General features: G+C 39.1%; 22 protein-coding genes and 1 pseudogene. 13 read left to right on the top strand and 10 right to left on the bottom strand.

The window, feature by feature from the left end:
• The first annotated feature begins 67 nt into the window (after nucleotides 1-67).
• From IPI99_06725 to IPI99_06735, 3 genes are all read left to right on the top strand, one after another.
• Nucleotides 68-538 carry a low molecular weight phosphotyrosine protein phosphatase gene (locus tag IPI99_06725; GenBank protein MBK7340206.1) on the top strand — a complete coding sequence of 157 codons (471 nt, stop codon included), beginning with the start codon at nucleotides 68-70 and terminating at the stop codon, nucleotides 536-538.
• Nucleotides 539-654: 116 nt separating this feature from the next.
• Nucleotides 655-1,131 (top strand): T9SS type A sorting domain-containing protein, encoded by a 477-nt coding sequence (locus IPI99_06730; GenBank protein MBK7340207.1) that lies wholly within the window; start codon nucleotides 655-657, stop codon nucleotides 1,129-1,131.
• Nucleotides 1,132-1,155: 24 nt separating this feature from the next.
• Nucleotides 1,156-2,769 carry a hypothetical protein gene (locus IPI99_06735; protein MBK7340208.1) on the top strand — a complete coding sequence of 538 codons (1,614 nt, stop codon included), beginning with the start codon at nucleotides 1,156-1,158 and terminating at the stop codon, nucleotides 2,767-2,769.
• 379 nt (nucleotides 2,770-3,148) lie between these two features.
• Here the strand turns inward: IPI99_06735 and IPI99_06740 are convergent, their stop codons facing one another.
• The 6 genes from IPI99_06740 to IPI99_06765 form a co-directional block, all read right to left on the bottom strand.
• On the bottom strand, nucleotides 3,149-3,484 hold the full coding sequence (locus IPI99_06740; protein MBK7340209.1) for a hypothetical protein: 336 nt from the start codon (nucleotides 3,482-3,484) through the stop codon (nucleotides 3,149-3,151).
• Nucleotides 3,468-3,854 carry a hypothetical protein gene (locus IPI99_06745; protein MBK7340210.1) on the bottom strand — a complete coding sequence of 129 codons (387 nt, stop codon included), beginning with the start codon at nucleotides 3,852-3,854 and terminating at the stop codon, nucleotides 3,468-3,470. The genes IPI99_06740 and IPI99_06745 overlap by 17 nt, the downstream gene beginning before the upstream one ends.
• A complete protein-coding gene (gene rlmD / locus IPI99_06750) occupies nucleotides 3,851-5,257 on the bottom strand; it encodes a 23S rRNA (uracil(1939)-C(5))-methyltransferase RlmD (protein MBK7340211.1) in 1,407 nt (468 codons plus the stop codon). Before rlmD ends, IPI99_06745 begins: the two co-directional genes overlap by 4 nt.
• Complete coding sequence (locus IPI99_06755; GenBank protein MBK7340212.1) at nucleotides 5,254-7,209, bottom strand: PD40 domain-containing protein; 1,956 nt, start codon at nucleotides 7,207-7,209, stop codon at nucleotides 5,254-5,256. Before IPI99_06755 ends, rlmD begins: the two co-directional genes overlap by 4 nt.
• Before the next feature lie 49 nt (nucleotides 7,210-7,258).
• A complete protein-coding gene (locus IPI99_06760; GenBank protein ID MBK7340213.1) occupies nucleotides 7,259-8,299 on the bottom strand; it encodes a tetratricopeptide repeat protein in 1,041 nt (346 codons plus the stop codon).
• 244 nt (nucleotides 8,300-8,543) lie between these two features.
• On the bottom strand, nucleotides 8,544-9,560 hold the full coding sequence (locus IPI99_06765; GenBank protein ID MBK7340214.1) for a radical SAM protein: 1,017 nt from the start codon (nucleotides 9,558-9,560) through the stop codon (nucleotides 8,544-8,546).
• Nucleotides 9,561-9,745: 185 nt separating this feature from the next.
• Between IPI99_06765 and hppD the strand changes: the two genes are divergently transcribed.
• The 7 genes and pseudogenes from hppD (at nucleotide 9,746) to IPI99_06800 (ending at nucleotide 15,478) form a co-directional block, all read left to right on the top strand.
• The gene (gene hppD / locus IPI99_06770) at nucleotides 9,746-10,876 is read left to right on the top strand and encodes a 4-hydroxyphenylpyruvate dioxygenase (GenBank protein ID MBK7340215.1); all 1,131 of its coding nucleotides are present in this window, start codon (nucleotides 9,746-9,748) and stop codon (nucleotides 10,874-10,876) included.
• Nucleotides 10,877-11,156: 280 nt separating this feature from the next.
• Complete coding sequence (locus IPI99_06775; GenBank protein MBK7340216.1) at nucleotides 11,157-11,972, top strand: MotA/TolQ/ExbB proton channel family protein; 816 nt, start codon at nucleotides 11,157-11,159, stop codon at nucleotides 11,970-11,972.
• Between the two features lie 33 nt (nucleotides 11,973-12,005).
• On the top strand, nucleotides 12,006-12,611 hold the full coding sequence (locus IPI99_06780; GenBank protein MBK7340217.1) for a biopolymer transporter ExbD: 606 nt from the start codon (nucleotides 12,006-12,008) through the stop codon (nucleotides 12,609-12,611).
• A gap of 39 nt (nucleotides 12,612-12,650) precedes the next feature.
• Nucleotides 12,651-13,222 (top strand): annotated as a pseudogene (locus IPI99_06785) (biopolymer transporter ExbD).
• 104 nt (nucleotides 13,223-13,326) lie between these two features.
• Nucleotides 13,327-14,163, top strand: coding sequence for an energy transducer TonB (locus IPI99_06790; protein ID MBK7340218.1), 837 nt, complete (start codon nucleotides 13,327-13,329; stop codon nucleotides 14,161-14,163).
• A 20-nt stretch (nucleotides 14,164-14,183) separates the two neighbouring features.
• Nucleotides 14,184-14,354 (top strand): hypothetical protein, encoded by a 171-nt coding sequence (locus IPI99_06795; protein ID MBK7340219.1) that lies wholly within the window; start codon nucleotides 14,184-14,186, stop codon nucleotides 14,352-14,354.
• A gap of 278 nt (nucleotides 14,355-14,632) precedes the next feature.
• Nucleotides 14,633-15,478: a TonB family protein gene (locus IPI99_06800; protein ID MBK7340220.1), complete on the top strand. Its 846-nt coding sequence runs from the start codon at nucleotides 14,633-14,635 to the stop codon at nucleotides 15,476-15,478.
• 19 nt (nucleotides 15,479-15,497) lie between these two features.
• Here IPI99_06800 and IPI99_06805 read toward each other — a convergent pair whose 3' ends face one another.
• From IPI99_06805 to IPI99_06815, 3 genes are all read right to left on the bottom strand, one after another.
• Nucleotides 15,498-16,133 carry a ribonuclease H family protein gene (locus tag IPI99_06805; protein ID MBK7340221.1) on the bottom strand — a complete coding sequence of 212 codons (636 nt, stop codon included), beginning with the start codon at nucleotides 16,131-16,133 and terminating at the stop codon, nucleotides 15,498-15,500.
• 2 nt (nucleotides 16,134-16,135) lie between these two features.
• Nucleotides 16,136-17,410 (bottom strand): T9SS type A sorting domain-containing protein, encoded by a 1,275-nt coding sequence (locus IPI99_06810; protein MBK7340222.1) that lies wholly within the window; start codon nucleotides 17,408-17,410, stop codon nucleotides 16,136-16,138.
• A 65-nt stretch (nucleotides 17,411-17,475) separates the two neighbouring features.
• A complete protein-coding gene (locus tag IPI99_06815) occupies nucleotides 17,476-18,105 on the bottom strand; it encodes a hypothetical protein (GenBank protein ID MBK7340223.1) in 630 nt (209 codons plus the stop codon).
• Between the two features lie 152 nt (nucleotides 18,106-18,257).
• Here IPI99_06815 and IPI99_06820 point away from each other — a divergent pair, with 152 nt between their 5' ends.
• Complete coding sequence (locus IPI99_06820; protein ID MBK7340224.1) at nucleotides 18,258-18,932, top strand: response regulator transcription factor; 675 nt, start codon at nucleotides 18,258-18,260, stop codon at nucleotides 18,930-18,932.
• Nucleotides 18,916-20,010, top strand: a complete 1,095-nt coding sequence (locus IPI99_06825) for a sensor histidine kinase (GenBank protein MBK7340225.1) — start codon at nucleotides 18,916-18,918, stop codon at nucleotides 20,008-20,010. The genes IPI99_06820 and IPI99_06825 overlap by 17 nt, the downstream gene beginning before the upstream one ends.
• Nucleotides 20,011-20,036: 26 nt before the next feature.
• Here the strand turns inward: IPI99_06825 and IPI99_06830 are convergent, their stop codons facing one another.
• Entirely contained in the window at nucleotides 20,037-20,900 is an 864-nt protein-coding gene (locus IPI99_06830) for a lysophospholipid acyltransferase family protein (protein MBK7340226.1), read from the bottom strand.
• Between the two features lie 103 nt (nucleotides 20,901-21,003).
• On the opposite strand from IPI99_06830, the gene IPI99_06835 reads away from it, so the two are divergent.
• On the top strand, nucleotides 21,004-23,904 hold the full coding sequence (locus tag IPI99_06835; protein ID MBK7340227.1) for a GH92 family glycosyl hydrolase: 2,901 nt from the start codon (nucleotides 21,004-21,006) through the stop codon (nucleotides 23,902-23,904).
• Nucleotides 23,905-23,943 lie beyond the last annotated feature (39 nt).

Consider the following 23,943-nt stretch of genomic DNA (forward strand, 5'->3'; position numbering starts at 1 on the left):
CAGTTCTTTTTTCATCAAGTTTTCCAGCCGTTTTGAACATACCAAAAGCTTAAGATATTTTTACAACATGAAAGTATTGATGGTTTGCCTTGGCAATATATTCCTATCACCAATGGCTCAGGGTGTGTTAGAACAGAAACTATTCGAACGAGGTTTGAGCTGGAAAGTAGATTCAGCGGGTACAAATGGCTATCATGATGGTGAATCTCCTGATCCGAGAGCAATAAAATGTGCTGCTACTCATGGTATTGATATATCAAATCAGATCAGCAGGAAAATTACTCCTGATGATTTTCTGGATGCTGACCTCATCTGTGTCATGGATGACATGAACTATCATACCGTCACCAAATTAGCTCCCCCATATTCCCGTGATAAAGTTTATTTACTTATGGATTTTGCTCCGGATCCACCTTTTTCTTTTGTACCTGACCCATATTATGACAACAGTTTTGAAAGATCATATGAACTCATCAACCTGGCTTGTGAAGCACTACTTACAAAATACAATGGTTCCGTTAAAGAACTTGAAGTTTAATGTGTATTTGCTTATAAATCAATGTTTTAAATATAAATCCTATAAATATGCTTATTGTGGCATGAATTTTATGGATAGAGTGTGAAATTATTGTTAACTTAGCAAAAATTCAACAGATGAAGTATTTATACCTGACTGCATTTATGATTGTAGCACTCATGAACACATCCCAGGCACAGTATATCGGTGCTACTGTTTTTGCTAATGCCGGTGGGTTTGGCAAGTCCGGAGGGTACAATTTGGATTTCACTTTTGGTGAGATCGTTTCAGAATTGTTGGTGAATGGTGACATCAACCTCCAACAGGGTTTTCAACAGTATAAGCTTCAGCATGTAGGCGTTTATACCAATTCACCTGAACTTCAAGGAGTGAATTTATATCCAAATCCAGCTTCTACACAACTCACACTGGACAACCAAACAGGAGAAACAATTCAAGTAAAAGTATTGGGCATTGACGGCAAAGTGAATAATCAGTTACAATATGCAAACGGCACACATAGCGTGGACATCAGTTCTTGGGTTGCGGGAACCTATATTATGCAGCTTGTCAAAAACTCTGAAGTAAAAACTTATAAAATCGAAAAATATTAATCTTTCAAAAACAAACTTTTAAAAATGAATAGATTTCTACTAACCCTGTTGTGTGCCGGTTTTGCAGGATTGCTTGTGGCACAAACAGTACCTTCATTTAAGTATCAAGGTGTAGCTCGCAATTCGCAGAATGTGGCTCTAACCAATGTTTCTGTAGGACTGAAAATGACCATTCTCAATTCAAGTAATGTTGCTGTGTATTCAGAAACATTTCTTACCAGAACATCAGAGCTTGGTATCTTTAGTGTAAACATATGCTCTGGACAAAATCCGCAAGGAAGTTGCAGCACTATAGACTGGAGCGTTCCGGGTTATCAGCTCAAAGTAGAGATGGATCCTGCAGGAGGCACCTCTTATCTCAACATGGGCAATTCTCCAATATTGGCAGTCCCCATTGCTGTTTATGCAGCAAAAGCAGGTTCTGTTCCGGGAGATACGGACCCAAGTCCTACAAACGAGATACAGCAACTCGCTTTTGATAATGCAACCAACAAATTGACAATCTCCCAAGGCAATAACGTTGACCTTACTCCACTCAAGAATGATGCGGATGCAGATGTGACAAATGAAATTCAAGTACTTGCATTGGATACTGTCAACAGTATTTTAAGCCTGTCCAAAAGTGGTGGTTCTGTGAAGCTAGGTGGATTAGGTAGCACAATTTGGGTAAAGACTGCTTCAGATCTGACGCACCAATTTAATCCCAATGCATTTATAAAATTCAGCCCTTCCAACTTTACATTAAATTTTGGAACAGGAACAGCATACAAGTTAAATTCTCTCGGCATCACCAATTCAGAAGAATATTTTCCAGACAATTCAACTAACTTGGACAAATATGCTTGGGGGAATTCAATCCAAGGATATCAGAATGGCAGATATGTTCAGAACTACTTGCGAAAAGATAAAGACACCATGTTCTTTATGCGTGTAGGAGGCAACTTCGTTTTCCCTGCCCCAAATAGTACTATTATCAACCCGCTTTCCTTTATGAATGTGACAAGTTTAGCCTTGAATGGCAATACTCCGGTCAATGTTACTTCTGCATATATTTCAGCCCAAGGAGGCCTTGGAACTGTTGCAAATGCTATCGGTGGTAGACCAGGTGGTGCTTTGACTGCAGCAATCGTAAATAATGTATTAGTGCCTTATGTCGGTTTATTTAACCCAACAAATCCTCAACAACTTGTTGGGGGAATTTATTGGGATGGATCAAAATCAATCGTCAATGCCAACGTTAAGAATTTCTGGATGGATCATCCAAAGGACCCTACAAAGGAAATCTGGTATGCCAGCTTGGAAGGTCCTGAAGCAGGCGCTTATGAGAGAGGAACTTTTACATTGGTAAATGGCGAAGCGTTTGTTCCATTCTCAGATCATTTTGAAAACGTGATCAATCCTAGTACATTAACTGTACAAATGACTCCGCTATCCGCAGATTCAGAAGGCCTGGCTGTTATTGAAAAGACATCGAAAGGATTCCGCGTAAAGGAATTGAGAAAAGGTACAGGAAACTATAAAGTTGACTGGGAGGCAAAAGGTGTGCGCGCAGGTTATGAAAATTACAAAGTTGTAAGAACTAAAGGCGTGGATACACCTCGACCTGCAACTTCAAATGACTTTATCAAATTGGATTAAAACGATTTAACAGAGATATCTGTAAAAGGTCCGAAGATTGTTCTTTGGACCTTTTTTTTGTAAGAATTTAACCCAATCATTGCCATCTACGTGTGTTGTTAGAGGTAAATGAGTAAAAGTATAAAATGAATTACATAATAGACCTTATTATTAAACAACGGTGTATTTTATATTAAACCAGATGTTGTTTTCAATTTGGTTGCCAATAGATCTTCAACCGTAAAATTCGGGTTCAAGGTGAGTGTTGATCGTTTTGCGGTTTCAGCTCAATCTGCTTTGAATCTTTCAAATTCAAGCTCTGCATTTTTTCGTATGCAGGTTGAAAATAAATGATTAATCAATAAAAATCAGATGAAATAAAAATCGTGCGCAAATAAATTTATACAATTTTCATTTTCATCATTTCAATAAGTTGGTTGATTTCATGGAGCAATTCGGACCAGGCCTTTTCATCCATTAGCTTTTCTGTTGAAACAGAGGTGTCAATCATGAGTTGGCATTTTTGAACAAGATCATGACAGCTAATCATGCTTAGATTTGTTTTCAGATCGTGGAGATTTTTGAAAATCAGTTGATTCTTTTCACGGAAATGTAAATCCATTTGAATTACTCTCGATTCTGTATCAGCAATCCATTCGCCAATCATTTCTTCGAGAAGTTTTTCATCGTCAAAAACAATTTGGCGCATGAGATGGAGATCAATTGAGGTGTTCATATTTTTTTCTCAATTCTTCTTCAAGGGGGAAGTAAATAAATTGTGCTCCCATTTCAGATAATACAAACAGGCAAAGATGATGGTCGTGATCTTGGTATATTTTTTTGAATTCATCAATTTTCTCAGGTAAAATGATATTTTTTACTACAAATTCTTCCAGGCTCGACGCATGTACTGACCATATCCCTGTCGCCGGACCTGCTACTATGAGCGGTACTCCCATCTCAAGTTCTTGTTGATGCATGATAAAAATAGGAAATAGACTGATTTCCTGTGCCAGCATTATATCCTGAGCTTCATGTAATGCTTTCCGATATCTACGCAAATCATTTTCTAAATCCAGGAAAGCTTCTATATTGACTTTTTTCATTTTTTAATCAATTGTGCGACCGACTCTACGTGATGTGTATTTGGAAACATATCAACAGGTCGGAGCTTTGTGAGTTTATAGGCTGATTCCAACATAGAAATATCACGAGCTTGGGTTGCAGGATTGCAACTGACATACACTATTTTTTGGGGAGCGAGTTCAAGAACTTGTTGTATTACCGCATCATGAAGCCCTGACCTGGGTGGATCCAGGATTACAGTATCCGCCTTTCCATATTTTGTATAAAAATCTGCTTGAAGGACTTTTTTTGTATCTCCAGCAAAAAAATGACAATTGCTCAGCGCATTATGATTGGCATTGTATTTGGCATCTTCGATCGCTTCTTCGATTTGTTCTATGCCGATTATCATTTTGGCGTCTTTAGCCAAATAGAGTCCAATACTTCCCACACCACAATACAAATCATAGATTACTTCATTTGGATTGGGTTCTGCATATTCTTTGACTATGCGATATAATCTTTCTGCTTGTGAAGTGTTGGTTTGGAAAAATGATTTTGGACTAATGAAATAATTTACATGATCCAATGATTCCTGTAGATATTTTGCACCACTGTAGTGAATCATATCCAAATCAGACCAGGCATCATTTAGTTTTGAGTTTATCGTATAGAACAAAGAGACAACCTCCGGAAACTTTAATTTTAATGCTTCAAATAATGATTTTATTTTTTCTTTATCTTCTTGGTTGACAGAAAGTATGAGCATCGCTTTACCTTCTCGATTGGTGCGTATCATTAAATTTCTTAGCCATCCTTCATGCCTTTTGATATTGTAAAATGTCCAATTATTTTCAATAGCAAAACTCCAAACAAAATTTCGAATTTGGTTTGATATTGAAATTTGGAGATGACACTGATGGATGTGCACCACTTTGTGGAATGACTCCGGTCTGTGAAATCCTAATGCCGGTAAAGTGTTGGTTTTGTCTTCAGACTCCCACTCTTCTTTCGTTTTCCATCTGTCAGGTGCGAAAGTAAAATCCATTTTATTTCTATAAGCATATTGAGCTAAACAGGCTAATATTGGCTCAAATTCGAAGTCGCTGATTTTTGCAATGCGTTGGAATGCATCCAGCGCCAGTTTTGATTTTTGTCGCAACTGCTCTTCTATCGATAGATCTTGCATTGAGCAACCACCACAAACACCATAGTGAGAACAAACGGGCTCTACTCTCCAGGGAGAGGAGAAAATTCTATTGGTTACTTTACCTTCAAATATGCCTTTCCTTTTTTTATTTAAGCTGACTCGGACACGATCACCCGGGAGTGCATTTTTTGTAAAGACAACCAAGCCTTCATCCGTTCTTCCGACCACATAAGACTTGTGGGCTATTCCGGTTACTTCGACTTCTTCTATTCTGTTGGTTTTTCTTCGGCTCATGGATTGAGTATATGAATTTCTACACGTCGGTTGTTTTGTCTGCCCTCTTCGGTGGAGTTGATGTCAATTGGAGCAGATTCTCCTTTCCCTTCATGTTGAAGGCGCTGAGGGTCAATTCCATGGCTGATGAGGTAGTTTTCAACTGATGCAGATCTGTTTACTGAGAGTTGCTGATTATCCGTTTCTGTTCCTACATCATCTGTATGACCTGTAATGAGTATTTTTATTTTTGGATTGTCATTGAGAAATTTGGCCAATCTGTCCAAATCGAAATAGCTGTCGGATAATAATTGTGCAGAGCCAGATTCAAAAAATACATTTCGCAATACGATGACCTTGGATTCGATTTGCAAAATCGGTTTCAATTCTACATCAATAATTTTGGGTTTTCCTACTCGAGAGCTGTCTGCGGTTTCGAAATAAAAACTTTCAAATGTGTAGTTTTCTTTTTCGACGTGGATGGCATATTTTTTTGAAGGTTCGAGTGCAACGAGAGAGACACCTTTTTTGTCAGAGAAAGCTTTATAGACCGTTTTATGAGAGTTTATATCCTGAATATGCAGTAGTCCTTGCAATACTTCTTTGGTTTTTGCATCTGTGATTCTCACCAAAACATAGCTTGCTGCAGCTGGTCTGATAGAGGCTGGTAATTCAAATTGATAGATGTCGAGATTTTTGATTTTAGCCGACATCAAATCACCAGGTTTATCATAAGCCCTGTCACTGGCGATATATGCATTCATTCCTGTATAATCCACCATGATCGCTGATTCAACCAAGGGACTATTGATCGGATAGCCCAGATTGATAGGTTTGCTCCAACTTTGAGGACCTGATTTATTTGTCATAAACAGATCGGCTTTCCCCATTCCGGGCCAACCATCTGAACTAAAAAACAAAGTTCTGCCATTTGGATGCATGAACGGACATTCATCATTGCCTGATGTATTGATGGATGGTCCCAGATTTTCCGGTGCAGACCATTTGTGGTCAGACAACATTTGGCTTACCCAGATATCCCTTCCTCCCAGAGTACCTTTGCGATTGCTGCTGAAATAAATAGTCTTGCCGTTGTCTGCAAAGCAGGGCTGTGATTCATACGAAGGAGTATTCAGTATATCGCTGATATTGACAGCCGGCCCCCAGCCTGATTCAGTCCACTCTGATCTGAACATGTCGCACCCGCCATAAGATTCCCTCCTGTCACATGAAGTAAAGACTATTGTTTTGCCATCGGGCGAAATCGTTGGCGCACCCTCATTAAATAATGTATTGAGTTCCCTGATGGGCTGTGATTCTGTCCAGCCGGTATCCGAAAGATGACTGATAAAAAGATCTTCATTGTCCATATTTAACCTCCTTGTAAATACCATCGTTTTACCGTCCGCAGTAAGGGAAGGTAGATATTCAGAATAATAGGTATTCAGAGATTGGACAGGTTTTAATTCAATATGGAGTGGATATCTCACAGCCGAATCTGCAAATACCAGATTCGGATACAGTTCATTCGCTTTGTCGATCAAGTCCTTATTCTTGGTTTCCCTCATCAGAAAAGCATGCATGTTTTGCTTTGCTCGGTCATAGTGTCTGCTGCGGTAGTTGCATAAGGCGAGGGTGTAATAAACTTTTGGCATCCATTCCGGGGCCAGACTGATTGCTCGATCAAAATGTGTTTCAGCACAATTATAATCTTCTAAGTCAAAACAAATTGAAGCCCATTTGATTTCTGCTTCCACTAACTTAGGCTCTGCATCCAGGGCTTTTCTATACAGACTTATGGCTTTTGGATACTTATTTTGTTGGTAAAGTTGGTTCGCTTTTAGAAGCATTTTTTGAACCTTGGGAGCTGCATCTTTTGTCAGCACAAACTCCTGTGAAAAGCACATGTCCACACTCCATATCAGGAAGAGTATTGTTTTGAAAAAAGTCCAGATCACTGTCCGATTAGACATGATAATAAAATGTGAGGCTGAGATAATAAATTCAATAATCTGATAACGTTTAGACCGTCTCTGCCAGTATCCGTGCAGCTGTTTCTGATCCCAGCTCAGATGCTCTGCGCAAATCCACAATATAATCCGGCAAGCCGGCCGCTTTGCGGGCTATCCCCCTATGGGTCAATAACGTTGCTTTTGGTACACCTCCGTTTGGATCCTCCTGAAAACTTAAACTCTGGTCAAATGCCTCCAGAGCATCGTCCAATCTTCCTATGGCAAACAGGCATTTGCCATAGTTGAACCAAGCCATTGGCAGATGCTTGTAATTGGGATCGGTTTTACCGTATTGACGTGTGGTGAACAGCTTGTATTCAGCAGAAGCTCTTTCATAATCATTCAACTCCATATGGCATTGAGCTTTGAATCGTCTGGCAGTCCAGTACAATGGTTGGAGTGCAACCGAGTGTTTGCAGGTTTCTTCCATATTTTGTATGGCTTCATTCCACTGATTCTTGATAGCATATGCTCGTCCTAAGCCATAATATGCTGATGCGTTCATATCATCTATATGGATGCTTTTTTTGAAATCATAGATCGCATCATCGTAATTTTTCAAATGATAATTCATGTATCCTCGCTTCTCATATGCTTGACTATGCCTGTCGTATTTTTCTATTGCCTCTGTGAAAAGTTTGATCGCCTCTTCCTCAGAACCGATTTGCTCGGATAATTTTTTTCCTTCTTGGTAGAGAGTGACCATGGATTTTTCTCCCATAGGCTCTATCGCAAAGTGCTGCAGAATTTTACCATTGTCAGTAAGCCAGGCATTAATTGTGCCTGAGAATGAAAACTGTGCGCAGTATTCCAGAAGAGATATGGTGTTTTTCCATGATTTTTCAGATGTGTTACAGATATGGCGACCAAGCTGAAGACGATAACTTTCGGGAATAAAGAGAGCTTCCGGATTCTTAAAGATCACGTCCTTCTTGTACAATGTCTCCATACGTTGCGTGTACAAAGTCTGAATCTTGGAATAGGACTTTTCGTTCCCGAATTCCAAGTTACCTTGTATGATCGCCTTATAAAAAATCTGTTGATGGTTCATTTTTGTTTGTTTTCTTACCTACCTAGACCCAAAATTGATTTAATACATTTATAAATATTATATATGTAAAAAATTTATATGACCTTTCTATTAGGATCACAAATTAAAAAAATATATATATAATAAAAAAAATAATATAATATCGCCAAGTCGGATCAGATGCAAATTTCTGAAATGTCTTTTACACAGGCAAATTTTTAAAGAGATTTTCTATATAATCGCTTGAAAAACTTTGGATTATCTCTCAAATCCACACTTTAGTGCCCTCTGTACAGTTTTGGCAAATGTTAATTTCGGATCGACTGCGGAGCAATCTCTGTCTGAAATCCACGTAAGCAACCGATTTCCAACCTTCCCGCATAGATGAATCAGGAAACTTGAATAACTGATGCTGTGCATCTTTGTCAAAACAACAGGGCACGACCCTGCCATCCCAGCATACAACAAATCCGCTCCACATTCTCCAGCATTGGTTCAACTGGTCATTTTTAATTTGATATTTTCCATCCGTTTGTCGAGCATATCTTGAATACAGATCCTGTTCAGGGATCAAGGCTGAGCCGTTGTGATAATCATAGATTTGTGCAGTCTTTAGTTTGACTTCATCGACGCCCAGACGCATGCCCATATCTTGAATTTCACCAATCTGGTGTTCATTTGGTCTCACGACCAGAAACTGTATGATCAGGTAGGGCGTCTTGCTTTTTAACCTCCGTTTCCACTCGACTACCTGTTTTACACCTTCAATGACCTGATTCAAATTGCCACTAACTCTGTATTGTTCATAAACTTCCTGACTTGTCCCGTCAATAGAGATTATGAGTTTGTCTAAACCGGATTGAACTGTAGCTTTAGACGTTTCAGAATCCAGGAAATGCCCATTGGTAGAACAGATGGACATGATTCGCTGATTTTTTGCTTTTTGGATCATTTTGAGAAAATCGGGATGGATATACGGTTCACCTTGAAAGTAAAAATGAATCGAAATCAGCTGTTTACCAATAGCCCCTAATATCTTTTCGAACAGATCCAGCTTCATGTTTCCTGTCGGTCTGTCAAATTTTCTTAAGCCTGATGGACATTCCGGACATCTGAGGTTGCAGGCTGTAGTTGGCTCGATAGAGATGAAAGCAGGCTGGCCTATCATCATTGGACGCCTCAATAGTTTAGAGAGCTGAAATGATAAATAAAGTGATACCAGATTTGAGATTCTAGTAATCGAAAGAGTTCTGAGCCAAATCTGAAATTCTTTTTGTTTCATCTGTCAACCGGTCCCAAATGTATGACAGCTTTCCGTTTGAATATGAATGCAATTGAAAATACATCGAAATTCATACTGTGCAATTGCCTTATTTCGTTTTGCAAAACCTTACTTTTGATCTCTATTGTTCTTGTAATATAAGAGAATTTACTCTTTTATTGTTTTTTAAAATAAAATTTCAGCAAATGGAAACAGTAAGTCAAATCGCCATTCAATCAAACTCAACAGATACTTTCCCAATATTGGGAACCGATTTTATTGAATTTTATGTCGGTAATGCTAAGCAAAGCGCACATTTTTTTCAGACCGCATTTGGATTTGATCTGGTAGCTTATAAAGGACCGGAGACCGGAAACAGGGATTTTTGCTCATATGCCTTGCAGCAAGATCGGATTCGCTTTATTTTGACATCAGCGCTGGAACCTGATCACGAAATCGCAAAACATGTGGCACGGCACGGAGATGGAATCAAAGTGCTGGCATTGACAGTTGAAGACTGTGATCGTGCGTATCATCTTGCTATGGAGCGTGGAGCCGAATCTGCATTTGCGCCTTACACTTTAAAAGATGACAACGGTGTAGTGAGAATGGCAGCCATCCGTACATATGGTGAAACGATCCACACCTTAGTAGAAAGAAAAAACTATCAGGGCATTTTCCTCCCGGGTTTTGTTCCAAAGGTGTCAGGTATACATAGAAGTCAGGAAGTCGGTTTGCGTTATGTAGATCATTGTGTAGGAAATGTGGAACTTGGGGATATGAACAAATGGGTCAAATTTTATCAGGATGTGCTCGGTTTCAAACTTTTAATCACTTTTGACGATAAAGATATTTCAACAGAATATACCGCCCTGATGAGCAAGGTGGTGAGCAATGGTACAGGTTATGTAAAATTTCCAATCAATGAACCGGCCAAGGGCAAGAAAAAATCTCAGATCGACGAGTATCTGGATTTTTATAAAGGTGCCGGTGTGCAACATGTTGCAATTATCACAAATGATATTCTAAAGACAGTAGTTCAACTCAGATCCAATGGCGTAGAATTTCTGCATGTACCGGACAATTATTATGAGACTGTTCCGGAAAGAGTCGGCATGATCGAGGAAGACTTGGAAGACGTCAAAAAACTAAATATTCTTGTTGATAGGGACGAGGACGGATATTTGCTTCAGATTTTCACCAAGCCGCTTCAAGACAGACCTACCGTATTTTTTGAGATCATTCAGCGTAAAGGAGCCAAATCTTTTGGAAAGGGAAATTTCAAAGCATTGTTTGAAGCCATCGAACGGGAACAAGCCTTGAGAGGCAATTTGTAATGCATAATTTCACCAAATCCCAAATATTCATTTTTATCATATAAACTCATTTTTTCTAACTACTTACAAACGATATATTTAAATATCTCAATAAGTTATAATGTGACAAAATTTATATTTTCTTCAAAGGAGGATCACAAATTATTAGACGAAACGTTTTATTATTACGGCTGGAAATCTTATTTTTCGTTCATTCGCAGAATATTATTTCAAATTGATAGTATTTTTTATTCATCAAACAAATTAAATTTTTATTTACTAATTCGGTTAAATCAATTTTATGAGCAATCAAAACGCATCCCAAGCATCTAGCGGAAAGTTTAGCACCATGTTTGCCAGCATTCTTATCCCTCTGGCTCTCATCGTGGCGATCTTGATTTACAAATTCATATTGGGTGACCCAAGTCACTTTGAAGGTGGAGACAACACAAAACATCCTCATTCCGGAGACTATCTTGGTATGATGTACAAAGGTGGTATTTTGGTACCGGTGTTGATGGCATTGATGATTATAGTCATTAGTGTAATCATCGAACGCTTTATCACATTACGAGTAGCCAATGGTAAAGGTTCCATTCCTGCATTTGTACGTAAAGTCAAAAATTTATTGGACGGAAACAATGTTGAAGCGGCCATAGGTGAATGTGACAAACAGAAAGGTTCAGTAGCAAATGTCATTCGCGAAGGCTTGGTAAAATACAAGGAAATGGAGAAGACATCCGGTCTGGACAAAGATCAGAAAGTACTCGCCATCAGCAAGGAGATAGAAGAAAGTACCTCTCTTGAATTGCCAATGCTGGAGAAAAATCTCGTCATTCTCGCAACGATTTCATCGATTGCAACTTTGATGGGTCTTCTCGGAACCGTATTTGGAATGATCAGAGCCTTTTCAGCTATAGCAACAGCAGGTGCTCCGGATGCGGTAGCGCTTTCTACCGGTATTTCTGAAGCCTTGATCAACACAGCTTTAGGTATATCGACCTCAGCTATTGCGATTATTGCATACAATTATTTTACAACGAAGATAGATGGATTGACTTACGGCATAGATGAAGCGGGATTTACGATCGCGCAAAACTTTGCTGCTAAGCATTAATTCCATTTTAATCTATCATTAATCCAACTGACTATGCCAAAGGTTAAAGTCCCGCGGAAAAGTACGGCTATTGACATGACTGCTATGTGTGACGTGGCATTCTTGTTGTTGACGTTCTTTATCCTCACGACAAAATTCAGACCTCAGGAGGCAGTACAGATTGATATTCCTCCTTCCACTTCTCAAATTCCAATTCCGGATAAGGATATCATGATGTTTCAGATTGCTCCTGATGGACGCTTGTTCTTCGGTCTCGATGACCAAAATACAAGATTAGCTTTATTGGACGCTTTGTCTACCAACTATCAGCTTGCTTTATCCGAAAAACAGAAACAAGCTTTCAAACTTCTTGAAATCTGGGGTATGGATATTCGCGAACTGCCAGCGTTCTTGGACAAAGAACCAAATGAAAGAGCGGCCATTCAACAGCCCGGACTAAAGATTGATACTACAGGAGGTGAAACTCAAGTGGAGGATTTGATCTTGTTTTCCAGGAGAGCTAACAACAACTTACGCATCGCCATCAAAGGTGATAAAACTACAGAGTATAAATCCTTTGATAAGCTGATCCAGGCACTGCAGAATCGAAAGGTGAATAAATTCAATATCATCACTTCAGCACGTTCCAAGCAGGAGTAATTATTATTAAAAAAGCATTGTTCAAATTAAAATAGAATTATGGCTGAAATGAATGTACCCGAATCCGGGGCGAAGAAAGGACACAAGAAGGCGCGGTCGAAAAAATGTCAACGCGTGTCGATTTGACAGCTATGGTGGATCTTGGATTCCTGCTGATCACATTTTTTATGCTAGCTACTACCTTCAATAAACCTAAGACTATGGAGGTAAATAAACCTGCCAAGGAAGAAGACGAAAAAAAGGAAGAGGAACCACCGATCAAAATGTCCAAAACATTGACTATCATGCTTGGGTCAAATGATAAAGCATATTGGTATGTTTCACCGGATGAGATTGATGCCAATACTCAGCTGACTTTAGACAGTGTAGATTATGGCTCAACCGGGATACGTAAAGTGATCAAGCAACGACAAGATGAAGTTCAGGCTCAGTGGGGAAATAGAGAAGATCTCTTTGTCATGATCAAACCATTACCAAAATCAAAATTGAAAAATACCGTAGATATTCTGGATGAAATGACTATCAACAATGTCAAGAGATATGCTATATTGGAACCAAACGATCCTATTGATTCTTTGGTGGCGATTAAAATCAATCAATCCAGAAAATAGAAATTTTTTAAAAAAAATGTAAAAACAGCGATGAATCACGCCTGCTACACGTTATACCAAAAGGTGCCTGTAGCAGACAGGTGAACGATCAAAAAATACAAAGTATGGAAAATAAGCTTGCTGTTTCCGCTCAATCAAGATCAATGGATGATCTCATTTTTGAGCAAAGGAATAGGTCCTATGGTGCTTATCTTCTGCGCCAGATCTACTCCAGTCACATGACAAGAGGTACGATCATCGGGATTTTACTCTTTATATTGGCAATCACAGCTCCTATGATTACTAAGATGATCAAAGGCTGGATTCCAAAAGAAAAGGAAGTTGAAATGATGAAAGAGGTCGTGCTGGCAGATGCGCCACCGATTGATCCTAAGAAACCACCACCACCACCACCACCTAAAGTGGATCCGCCACCTATCAAGGATCAGATCAAATTTGTCCCTCCAAAGGTGAAGAAAGATGAAGAGGTGAAGGAAGAGGAACCACCTCCGCCAACCATTGACGAAATCAAGGATAAAGAGATAGCTACGGAAACAAAAAAAGGTGAAGAGGGTGGAATAGATGCTTCTTTGCTTGAACCACCACCACCACCACCGGTAGTAGAAGAAGAAAAACCAAAAGAAGAAGCAGTATTTAAATTCGTAGAGCAAATGCCGGAATTTCCTGACGGTCAGGCTGCCATGATGAAGTATATCCAATCCAATATGAAGTATCCTGCTATCGCTAAAGAGAACGGTATTGAAGGTACTGTAATCGTGTCGTTTGAAGTTTCCAAATCCGGAGACATCCAAAAAGTACAGGTAGCCCGAGGAATTGGCGGAGGATGCGATGAAGAAGCGGTCAGAGTGGTTCGCTCTATGCCTAACTGGAAACCGGGTAAGCACAATGGTCAAGCTGTTAAAGTGAGCTTCAACTTACCGATTAAATTTAAGCTGGAGTAAGAGAAGCCTCAATTTTGATCATGAATCCTTCACTGAAAATATTTTACATCGTTTTAGCATTGGCTTATATCGGTTGTGGTGTTTTCATCGCTTTGGGTTCAGGGATATTACAAACTCCTTGGCAATATATTCTCGGAGTGTTGTTTGTAGCATATGGGGTTTTTAGGCTGTACCGAGCATTCCAGCTGTAATAAAATTAGTTTTTAATAGATTATAATTGTGGTCGATACCTTGTATCGGCCATTTTTATTTAAATAATGTGGATTCAATAAGGCTGCCTATGAACACGATAAATAAATTTTCAATTCTGAATGTACTCAAATTTTGCAGTCAATTTGACTCACGAAGGAACTCTAAGAAAAAATTGGGAATAAATTATTACTCTTTTAACAGCATTGTAGAATACCAGATCGTTCATATTGTAAATGTGGTTCCCACCATATCATAAGTAATAAATAAAACTAAGCATATGAATCATCTAGCTAATTTCTCACCGGTGGTCGGATCAATGGATGATCTGATTTTTGACAACAGAAATAAATCGTATGGTGCGTATTTTATCAGACAAGAATACGGACATCACATGGCTAAAGGAATTTTTTTTGGAATATTAATTTTTATTATTGGAATCATGACACCAGTGATCCGCAAGTGGATAGAGGGAGATAAAATTGTTGAAAATGTAGTTGTAGCGGATCCAATCATAGAATTTATTGATAATACGAATTTTCACAAAAAACCGGAACAAAAAATTAAAACCAATCAACAACCCAAGGCACAAAGTCTCAAATACGTTGCGCCACCTGTAAAAGAGGACGACGACATAGATCATGAAGCAAACATTCCTACTATTGAAGAGCTACAAGAAAAGCAAATATCTACTCAGACTGCGAACTTGCCTCAGGAAGGCAATGGTGTTGGAATTGAAGAAGGCAATTTGGGAAAAATAATTTCCGGGAATGAAAGTACCGGAGGCGAGGCTGTTAAATCCGATGGAAGTAAAGTGTACAAATTTGTTGCGGAAATGCCGGAATTTCCGAATGGTCTTCAAGGGATGGGTGATTATATCCGGAAAAACCTGAATTATCCACTTATCGCAAAAGAGAACCGAATTGAAGGAACAGTAATCATTTCCTTCGAAGTTTCAGAAGTTGGAGCTATAGAGAAAGTTCAAGTGGCCAGAGGTATTGGTGGAGGATGCGATGAAGAAGCCGTCAGAGTTGTGAGGTCTATGCCAAACTGGAAACCCGGGAAACATAATGGCCAAGCCGTCAAAGTAGCTTTCATGTTGCCGATCAAATTTAGTTTGCTTTAAGTTTCAAATCTGGCAGAAATTATTTTCGTCCAAAATCTGCCGGAATTTCACCCCATTTTTCCGTTTCCCATTTGACGATAGGATTAGGATAGTGGGGGTTTTCTTGAAGCCATTTTTGAGCTCGAATCAATAATTGACGGACAGGCTCGTTTCTGGAATTCCAAGTTAGCTTTGTATTGGCTAGTTTTCGTCGAACCCAGCTAATGGCAGTTTTACTGTCGGTGACTATGGTGGTTTTTGTATTATTCTGTTTACTGAGCAATGCGAGTGCGTGCACGATGGCCAGAAACTCCCCAATGTTATTCGTCCCTTCAGCAAGGGGGCCAACATGAAAGATGACTTGACCGCTCGCAAGGTCTACTCCGCGGTATTCCATATTGCCGGGATTACCCTCACAGGCAGCATCTACTGCAATACAGTCTTGAGGTACATGATCCCTCCAGTCTTGGACAAGTACACGAGTGGTATGTTTGCCTTGGGGTGATTCCCAGCCTCCTTCATAAGCCTTCTCAGCTTCAGCTTTTGTCAAATAAGATTTGTACAAAGCATTCTGGTATCCTTTGATTTGGTTTTGACAAGCCGCCCACGAAGAGTAAATACCGGGTTCAATCCCCTGCCAAACAACGTAATATTTCTGAACTGATTTTTTGGCCAAAACTATGGGATTAAAATTTTCAGAGGATGGGTGCGATTCGAATTCCAGCTGATTTTCAATAAGTATAAGCCTGAATTGAGGTTTTCGACATCCATTTTCATTTCTTTTGAACCAACTTGTTGACTTGCAATTTCATTTCCGGAAAGATCCATCAATTTGTATGAAATCATATTTTCATCCGATTTCAATATGAATTCGTCTTGTGCAACATACCATCTCGACTTCGGGATCACCCATTCATTTTGATTGTTGGTTGCGGCATATTCAAATGCAAAATCTCCCGGTGAAACACTTGCATCAAATGAATACTTTTCTTGGAAATTATGGTCGTACACATATACTTTACCAAATGTCTTGTAATCTGTCACGGCAGCGTATATGTCATTACTTTCTTCTTCCACGGTCATTCCGTAAAAAGATCGCTCTGCGTCCACATATGGAGCGGCAGTCCTGCTCGGAATTGTATATGCTCCCAACTGTGTTTTGCCGGCTTCCTGGTAATAGATAGACTCTCCTGCCAATGCAGAAGTACCACAAAGCGAAGTGATACCCGGTAAGTCCAATGTATGGATTTCATTTGTCAATGGATTGAATTCTGAAATAGAACTTCCGGTGTAGTTTTTGTTATTCAGCGTATATAATCTTCCATTTTTTTCGATGAGATTTTCCGGATTTTTTGCATTTGGACCCAATTCAATCATTTTCTCTAATTCCAATTGTTCCAAATCAATTACTGCCAATTTTCCTACTTCTTCTCCCCAAACGAAGCCGTTGTTTACAGCGATGTAAGCTTGATTATCCCTGATTAAAATATTTTCACAAGTGTAAGCCAATTGATTGCTATGAATTTCTGTTTTGAGGCTAAGGTCATATTGATTATAAATTTGAATATAACTATCCAATGATTTATTGTATTCACCTCTGGTTACAATGACAAGACCATTGGTCAGAGCAATCTTCCTGATGCCCTCTATTTCAATTTGTCTTATGATCTGACCGGACTTTGTGTCAAAGACCGAAAGAAATTTGTCAGCAGCAACCCAAATTAGCCCATTTTCAAAAAGAATATCCGAAGCAAATCTGGCACCTGGAATCTCAAATATCTTGCTGTACTGACCCGAAGCTGGATTGAAAGCACCAATGGAAACAGGTACTTCGATTTGACCAGTGCTGTAATTGAAAGAACCTTCATTGAGCACAAAAACTTGTTTGACAGTTTTCTGAGCTGACAGAAATGCAGAAAACGCTAAGCAGAAAAGCAAGATAAATTTTTTCATTTTCAGTAATTGTATAAAGCAAAGATATATCGCATTGAGTTAAATGCTAAATGTTTGCCCCAGAATCAGTGCATGTGAAAGAAGTACATCAACAATCCACTGACGATGAGCACCAGTCCTGTTAACAAGCCTGCATTATGCTCTATCCTGTGCCAGTTTAGCTTCTTGAGTCCATGGTACATGGCAGCCATCCAGATCATCATGCCACCCACAGAAACCACCAGAAAAAGAAGTGAAAGTATAACCAAGAATGAAAAGCCATAGCTACCTGCCATCAGGAAATAAGGTACGATTTCTATACATGGTGAAAGGAACATCATACCAAGTACAGAGTAAAAGACAGCTTTTTTATTGTGATTGTTTTTTTGGATTTGGTCAGCATGCAAATCAAAATGATGGTGGGTGTGGTGTCTGTAAAGAAAATAAAGCCCAAAGAGAATCAGGGATACAGGGAGGAGCCACTCAAACCACTGATGGAAACTCTCTTTCATAGTTTCACCCAGAAAACTCGCCAATAATCCGAGCAAGATAGTACTGCACACGTGGGCCATTCCTGCTCCGAATGTCAGTCTCATGACTTCATTTTTAGACCACTTGTAGGCTTTGCCGATGGTCAAAATGGGCAACCAATGGCTCGGAATGATGGCATGCATCAAACTGATCATCAAGGCACCACTAAGTATGACTTCTTTCATTAGACAATATTTAGCCCGATGCTGTCACTTTCATTTACTTCTTTGCAGATGTCCGGCAAAAAGTAACCATTTGTTTACAAAGAGGTTTCGAAAAGTTGCCAATTACTGGCGATCTTTGCGCATACTTATTGTATTTTACTAAATCGTCAGCCTTGAAAAAGATACTTCTCGTCGATGACGAACCCGATGTTTTGGACTTTCTTTCTTTCAATCTTAGACACGAAGGATTTGAAGTAATCTTGGCTCAAAATGGTCAGGACGCCTTGCAGATCGTTCAAGGTGTCATACCTGATTTGATCATATTAGATCTTATGATGCCTGTGATGGATGGCATGGAGGCTTATTCCAAATTGAGAGAATTACCTGAGTTGCGAAACTCTAAAATCATTTTTTTGACCGCGAAGCAGGAAGATATCAGCCATATCCAGGCACTGGATAATGGAGCAGATGATTATATTTCAAAACCGATCAAACCAAAACTTTTGGTCAGCCGCATCAAGTCCATATTACGAAGAACTGAAAATTCTGAACCCGAGAATATTCTCCGATTTGGTCAACTGATCATGAATAAATCACAGCATTCGGTTCAACTGGATGAGGAAGATATTGTATTGCCGAGAAAAGAATTCAGTATTTTGTATCTGTTGGCATCCAAACCGGGAAGGGTTTTCAGTCGCGAAGAAATTTTTTCACAAGTATGGGGCAATGACGTGATTGTTGGAGACAGATCAATTGATGTTCATATCAGAAGATTGAGGGAAAAAATAGGCGATGATTTTATTAAAACTCTGAAGGGTGTAGGATATAAATTTGAATCAAAAAATTGAATTCCTGGAATTGAAACTCGATTTTTTTCAGAATAAGAATATTTCCATCAGGTCAGTGAGCTTGTGGATCACAGCAAGTGTTCTGGTATTTAACATGATCTCACTATTAGTTTATTATTCGTTTGATTTAAGCCGTTTTCGCCAATGGCAGTACATTTTGATTTGGATCATATTTTCTATTGTTTTGTACTTGCTTGTTTTTAATTTGATAGATCGATTCCTGTACAGGAAAATTAAGGTTCTTTACAAAATTATCACACGAGACCGAAAAAAGAATGCGGCTAAGCAAGTGATAAACAGCACAGATTTGATTGGTTATATTCAACAAGATGTGGAGGAGTTTGAAAATGCACAATTAGTAGAACTGGAACGCTTGCAAGAGAGTGAAAAATATAGACGGGAATTTCTCGGAAATGTCTCTCACGAATTGAAGACGCCGATCTTTAATGCTCAGGGCTATATTGAAACATTACTGGATGGTGATTTGAATGATCAACAACACGTAAAAAAGTATCTGGCCAAAGCAGCAGAAAACATTGATAGATTGCAGTTGATTGTAGATGATTTGCTTCAAATAACGAAGTACGAATCCGGAGAACTTACGTTTGATTTTGAGAATATTGATATTCATGCCTGTGTTAAAGAAGTTTTTCATACAATGGATTTGCGTGCAGATACAAAACAAGTCAGGTGTGGATTTAAAGAGGGCTGTGATACTGCTATCCTTGCATATGCTGACCGGAACAAGATCATTGATGTGCTGATTAATCTGATAGGAAATGCCATCAATTATGGCAATTCAGGAGGAATTGTCAATGTGGGTCTTTATAAAATGGAAGACCATGTTCTGGTAGAAATCACGGACAATGGTCCAGGTATTGAGGAACAACATCTTAGACGATTGTTTGAAAGATTTTACAGGGTGGATAAACACAGGAATAGATCTGTCGGAGGTACCGGCCTTGGTTTATCTATTGTCAAGCATATAATAGAAGCTCATGGCCAAAGAGTTGGGGTCAGAAGCAGCGTCGGCAAGGGTAGTACATTTTGGTTTACACTTGCCTTGAAAAAGGAATGAGTTCAACTTTATACCAATAGTATAAATCAAGCGATTCGTTGGTGTTTCCATCGTTTGTGGGTCCAAAGCCACCAGGCTGGATTCTTGCGGATTACCGCTTCCAATCTTGACATATACATTTGAGTAAGTTCACCGGGATTAAGCTCCTGAGGCCTTTCACACATGAGTTGGAAAGTAAATGTATATTTTCCACGCGAGATGCGTTCTACATCAGCATAGAAAACCGGTGTCGAAAATTCGCGGCTGTATTTTTCCAAACCATTCAAACATGGAGTGTCTTGTCCAAAAAAATTGACCCAAAAGGCTGTCTTAGTATTGGAAGGGCTTTGATCTGAAGCGAATAAGAAAAATTTATTTTCGGTCATCATTTCACGGATGAATCTCGTGTTTTTAGTTCCAATTAGCTGTATCCCGCAAGCACCTCTGATTTCTTTTACTGCATCGTTGATTCTTGTGTTCGAAATTTCTTTATAAATGCCACATACTTTACCTGGGTATAAGTAGCCGGAGGCCATCGCCCCCCATTCCCAGTTGGTAATATGAGCTGCTGCAACCATGAGGGATTGTCCTGACGCGAGGTATTTTTCAAAGCTATCCATATTCACCGGTATATACCTCTGCCTTACTTGGTCCTCATTCATTGAAAGCCCTTTTACTCCTTCTAGAAGTACGTCTGTCAAATTCTTATATGAGGACTTAATATGGTGTTTAAGCTCAGTATCGCTCCAGTTCGGAAAACATCTTTTCATGTTGCTTGTCACCACTTTTTTCCTGTAACCGAGAAGGTCCATTAAGATAAAATTGACCACGTCGGAAATCCGATACAGTATTGAAAAGGGAATAAGCCTGAATAGGCCAACAAATGCCCTGAAAATCCAATAGGTCAGCATAATCTTGCAAATTTAATGCCTTATTCCGGCCTATTCTCTTCTATCGCGATTTTGCTACGGATTCAAGTGATGAATCTTTTGCTGAAAGAGTTAAATTTGTAAGATGAAATTAAATAAAAGCCTGCTCTTCTTTGGTGGTATTGTTTGCTGCTTAACTTTCACTTATTTAAGTGCTCAAGTTACTCCCTATGTTGATACTAAAATTGGTACTGACGCGCATGGTCATACTTTTCCGGGAGCAGCGTGGCCTTTTGGTATGGTCCAATGTAGTCCTGATACAAGATTGGAAGGTTGGGATGGATGTTCTGCTTATCATCATTCTGACTCGATAGTCTATGGTTTTTCGCATACGCATTTATCTGGTACCGGAGTCCCTGACTATGCTGATGTATTGATCATGCCCGGTGTAGGAAAAGCAGTATTCAACAATGGTAGCGATGGAAGCGAAGGTTACCGTTCACCTTTTGATAAATCCACTGAACAATGTCAAGCAGGATATTATCGATGTTTGCTAACGAAACCGGATATCGAAGTCGAGCTGACAGTCACCCCGAGAACTGGGATTCAACAATACACATTTAAAAATTCTGATCAAGGGTGGATCATCATTGATTTGAGTCATCGAGACAAGTTGGTTGCTCATAACTTGAGCATTTACAATTCTGGTGAAATTGGAGGTAGTCGTATTTCAAGAGCCTGGGCAAAAGAGCAACATGTGTATTTTAGAACAAAACTTTCTCTTCCCATTTTGAGACATGAATTCAACGAGGATAGTAGCAAAGTAATTTTGTACTTTGATCTAAAAGGCAAGAGAAAATTGGTTTTGCAGACAGCGATTTCGGCCGTAGATGAAGCCGGGGCAAAAAAGAATCTGGAAAAAGAATGGATTAATTTTAGGTTTGAAACAGCCAGAAAAGCAGCCGTTTCCAAATGGGAAGAGATGCTCCAAAGGGTAAGTATCAAAGATCAAAGTGAAAACAATAAAAAGATTTTTTATACCTCACTTTACCATTGTCTTATGGCTCCATGTTTGTTTCAAGATGTGGATAACCGGTTTAGAGGAATGGACATGAAAATCCATACCGGAAGTGCTGAGGCGCCTAGATATACTGTTTTTTCTTTGTGGGACACCTATCGTGCAGCACACCCATTGTATCAATTACTTTATCCTGAATACAATAAAGCATTTGTGATCAGCATGCTCGGAATGAGTGATGAAGTTGGCAGACTTCCCGTATGGGAGTTATCTGCGAATGAAACATTTTGTATGATCGGAAGTCATTCAATTCCGGTCATTGCCAACGCACTCAACCATGGAAGAGAAGATTACACGGAGGAGCAAATACAAAGACTCTATAAAGCCTGTAAGAAAACTTTATTTGAGAATAATTTTTGCGGGCAAGAAAATTTCAGAAACGGCATGTTGAGCGCAGAGAATGAAGGTGAGTCAGTATCCAAAACGATAGAGAATAGTTTGGACTACCGGGCATTGGCTGTAATTGCTGAGATCGCCGGTGCTTCAGAAGATGAAGTGATCAGAGCAAACACTTTTTCGTTGAATTATAAAAATCTATTCAATCCGCTATCTGGTTTTTTTCAAGCAAGGTTAAATCAAAAATTTGTTTCTGCTTTTGTGCCAGAAGAAGTAAACCAACATTATACGGAGGCCAATGCCTGGCAATATTTATTTGGTGCACATCATGATATCAAAGGAATCATGGATCTCTTTGGCGGAGAAAAAATGACTGAAAGAAAATTGGATTCTTTGTTTGGACGATCATCAACAATGTCAGGAAGAGACCAGTCCGATATAACCGGATTAATCGGTCAGTATGCCCACGGTAACGAACCATCACATCATGTAGCATACCTGTATAACTTTACAGGGAAACCTGCTAAAACACAAACTCTCTGTAAAAAAATTATGACAGAATTATATACATCTGCAGCTGATGGATTGTGCGGCAATGAAGACTGCGGCCAAATGTCAGCTTGGTATGTATTCAGCTCCATGGGTTTTTATCCTGTCAATCCTCTGGAAAAAAAGTATATACTTGGCTATCCCATGTTTGATGAATTTTGGATTAAAATTCCTGATAAAAAACCAATTCATTTTAAAAAATTAAAAGAGCAAGGGAATAATTATTTATCCATTTGCAAAGTGAACGGATATTCCACAAATTCGTGTTTGTCGATCAATTTTGGAGACGAAATTGTTTATGAAATGGGTAGCGATGAAAAGGCTATAAAAATCAGTCCATGTATTCCAGGATCCATTCATCCACATCGATTCATTTTTGCGCCAATGGTTTTTTTAGGAAATCAGGTATTTGAAGATAGCACATTAGTCAGTTTTCGAGCTATGGGTCAATCCGAGCCAACTGAAATAAAGTACAGACTCAATTCCATTCAAGCAGAAGAAAAAATTGCGCGAACTCCTTTTGTGATCAAGGAGGCCTCAGATATTTATTTTCGAAATTGTATCAGAGGGACTGAAAATTGCAGTGCATTATTGAAAGCTGCTTTTAAACCATTGCCAAATGGTGTTGAATTAAAATTGAAAACAGCTTATGCCAATCATTATTCTGCAGGTGGAGAAGTTGCCTTAATCGATGGCATGCAAGGCTCTTTAGATTTCCATGATGGATATTGGCAGGGTTATCAAGGTTCCAATGTTGAGATAGAATTAAAACTAGACACATCCATGCACTATAAAAAATGTTTTGTAAGATGTCTTCAGAACCAGAGAGCATGGATTTTCTTACCTGCCTCAGTTGATTACAGATCATCGGTTTCCGGAAGTATTTCTTCTTGGAAAAGCGTGAGTAATCCACATTCACAACAAACTGAACAAGCTTTTGTACATGAATTTGAGATTCCGATAGATGCGGGAGTGAGATTGCTTGAATTAAAACTAAACTCTATCGGTCAAGTACCTTCATGGCATGTAGGGGCAGGCGATAAACCATGGATTTTTGTCGATGAAATTAAAATGATCAAGTAAAAATACTTGAAGCTAACTTTTCGAAACGGAGAAAATTTT

It is taken from the genome of Saprospiraceae bacterium (genome assembly GCA_016710235.1).
In the GTDB taxonomy this organism is placed as follows: Bacteria; Bacteroidota; Bacteroidia; order Chitinophagales; family Saprospiraceae; genus Vicinibacter.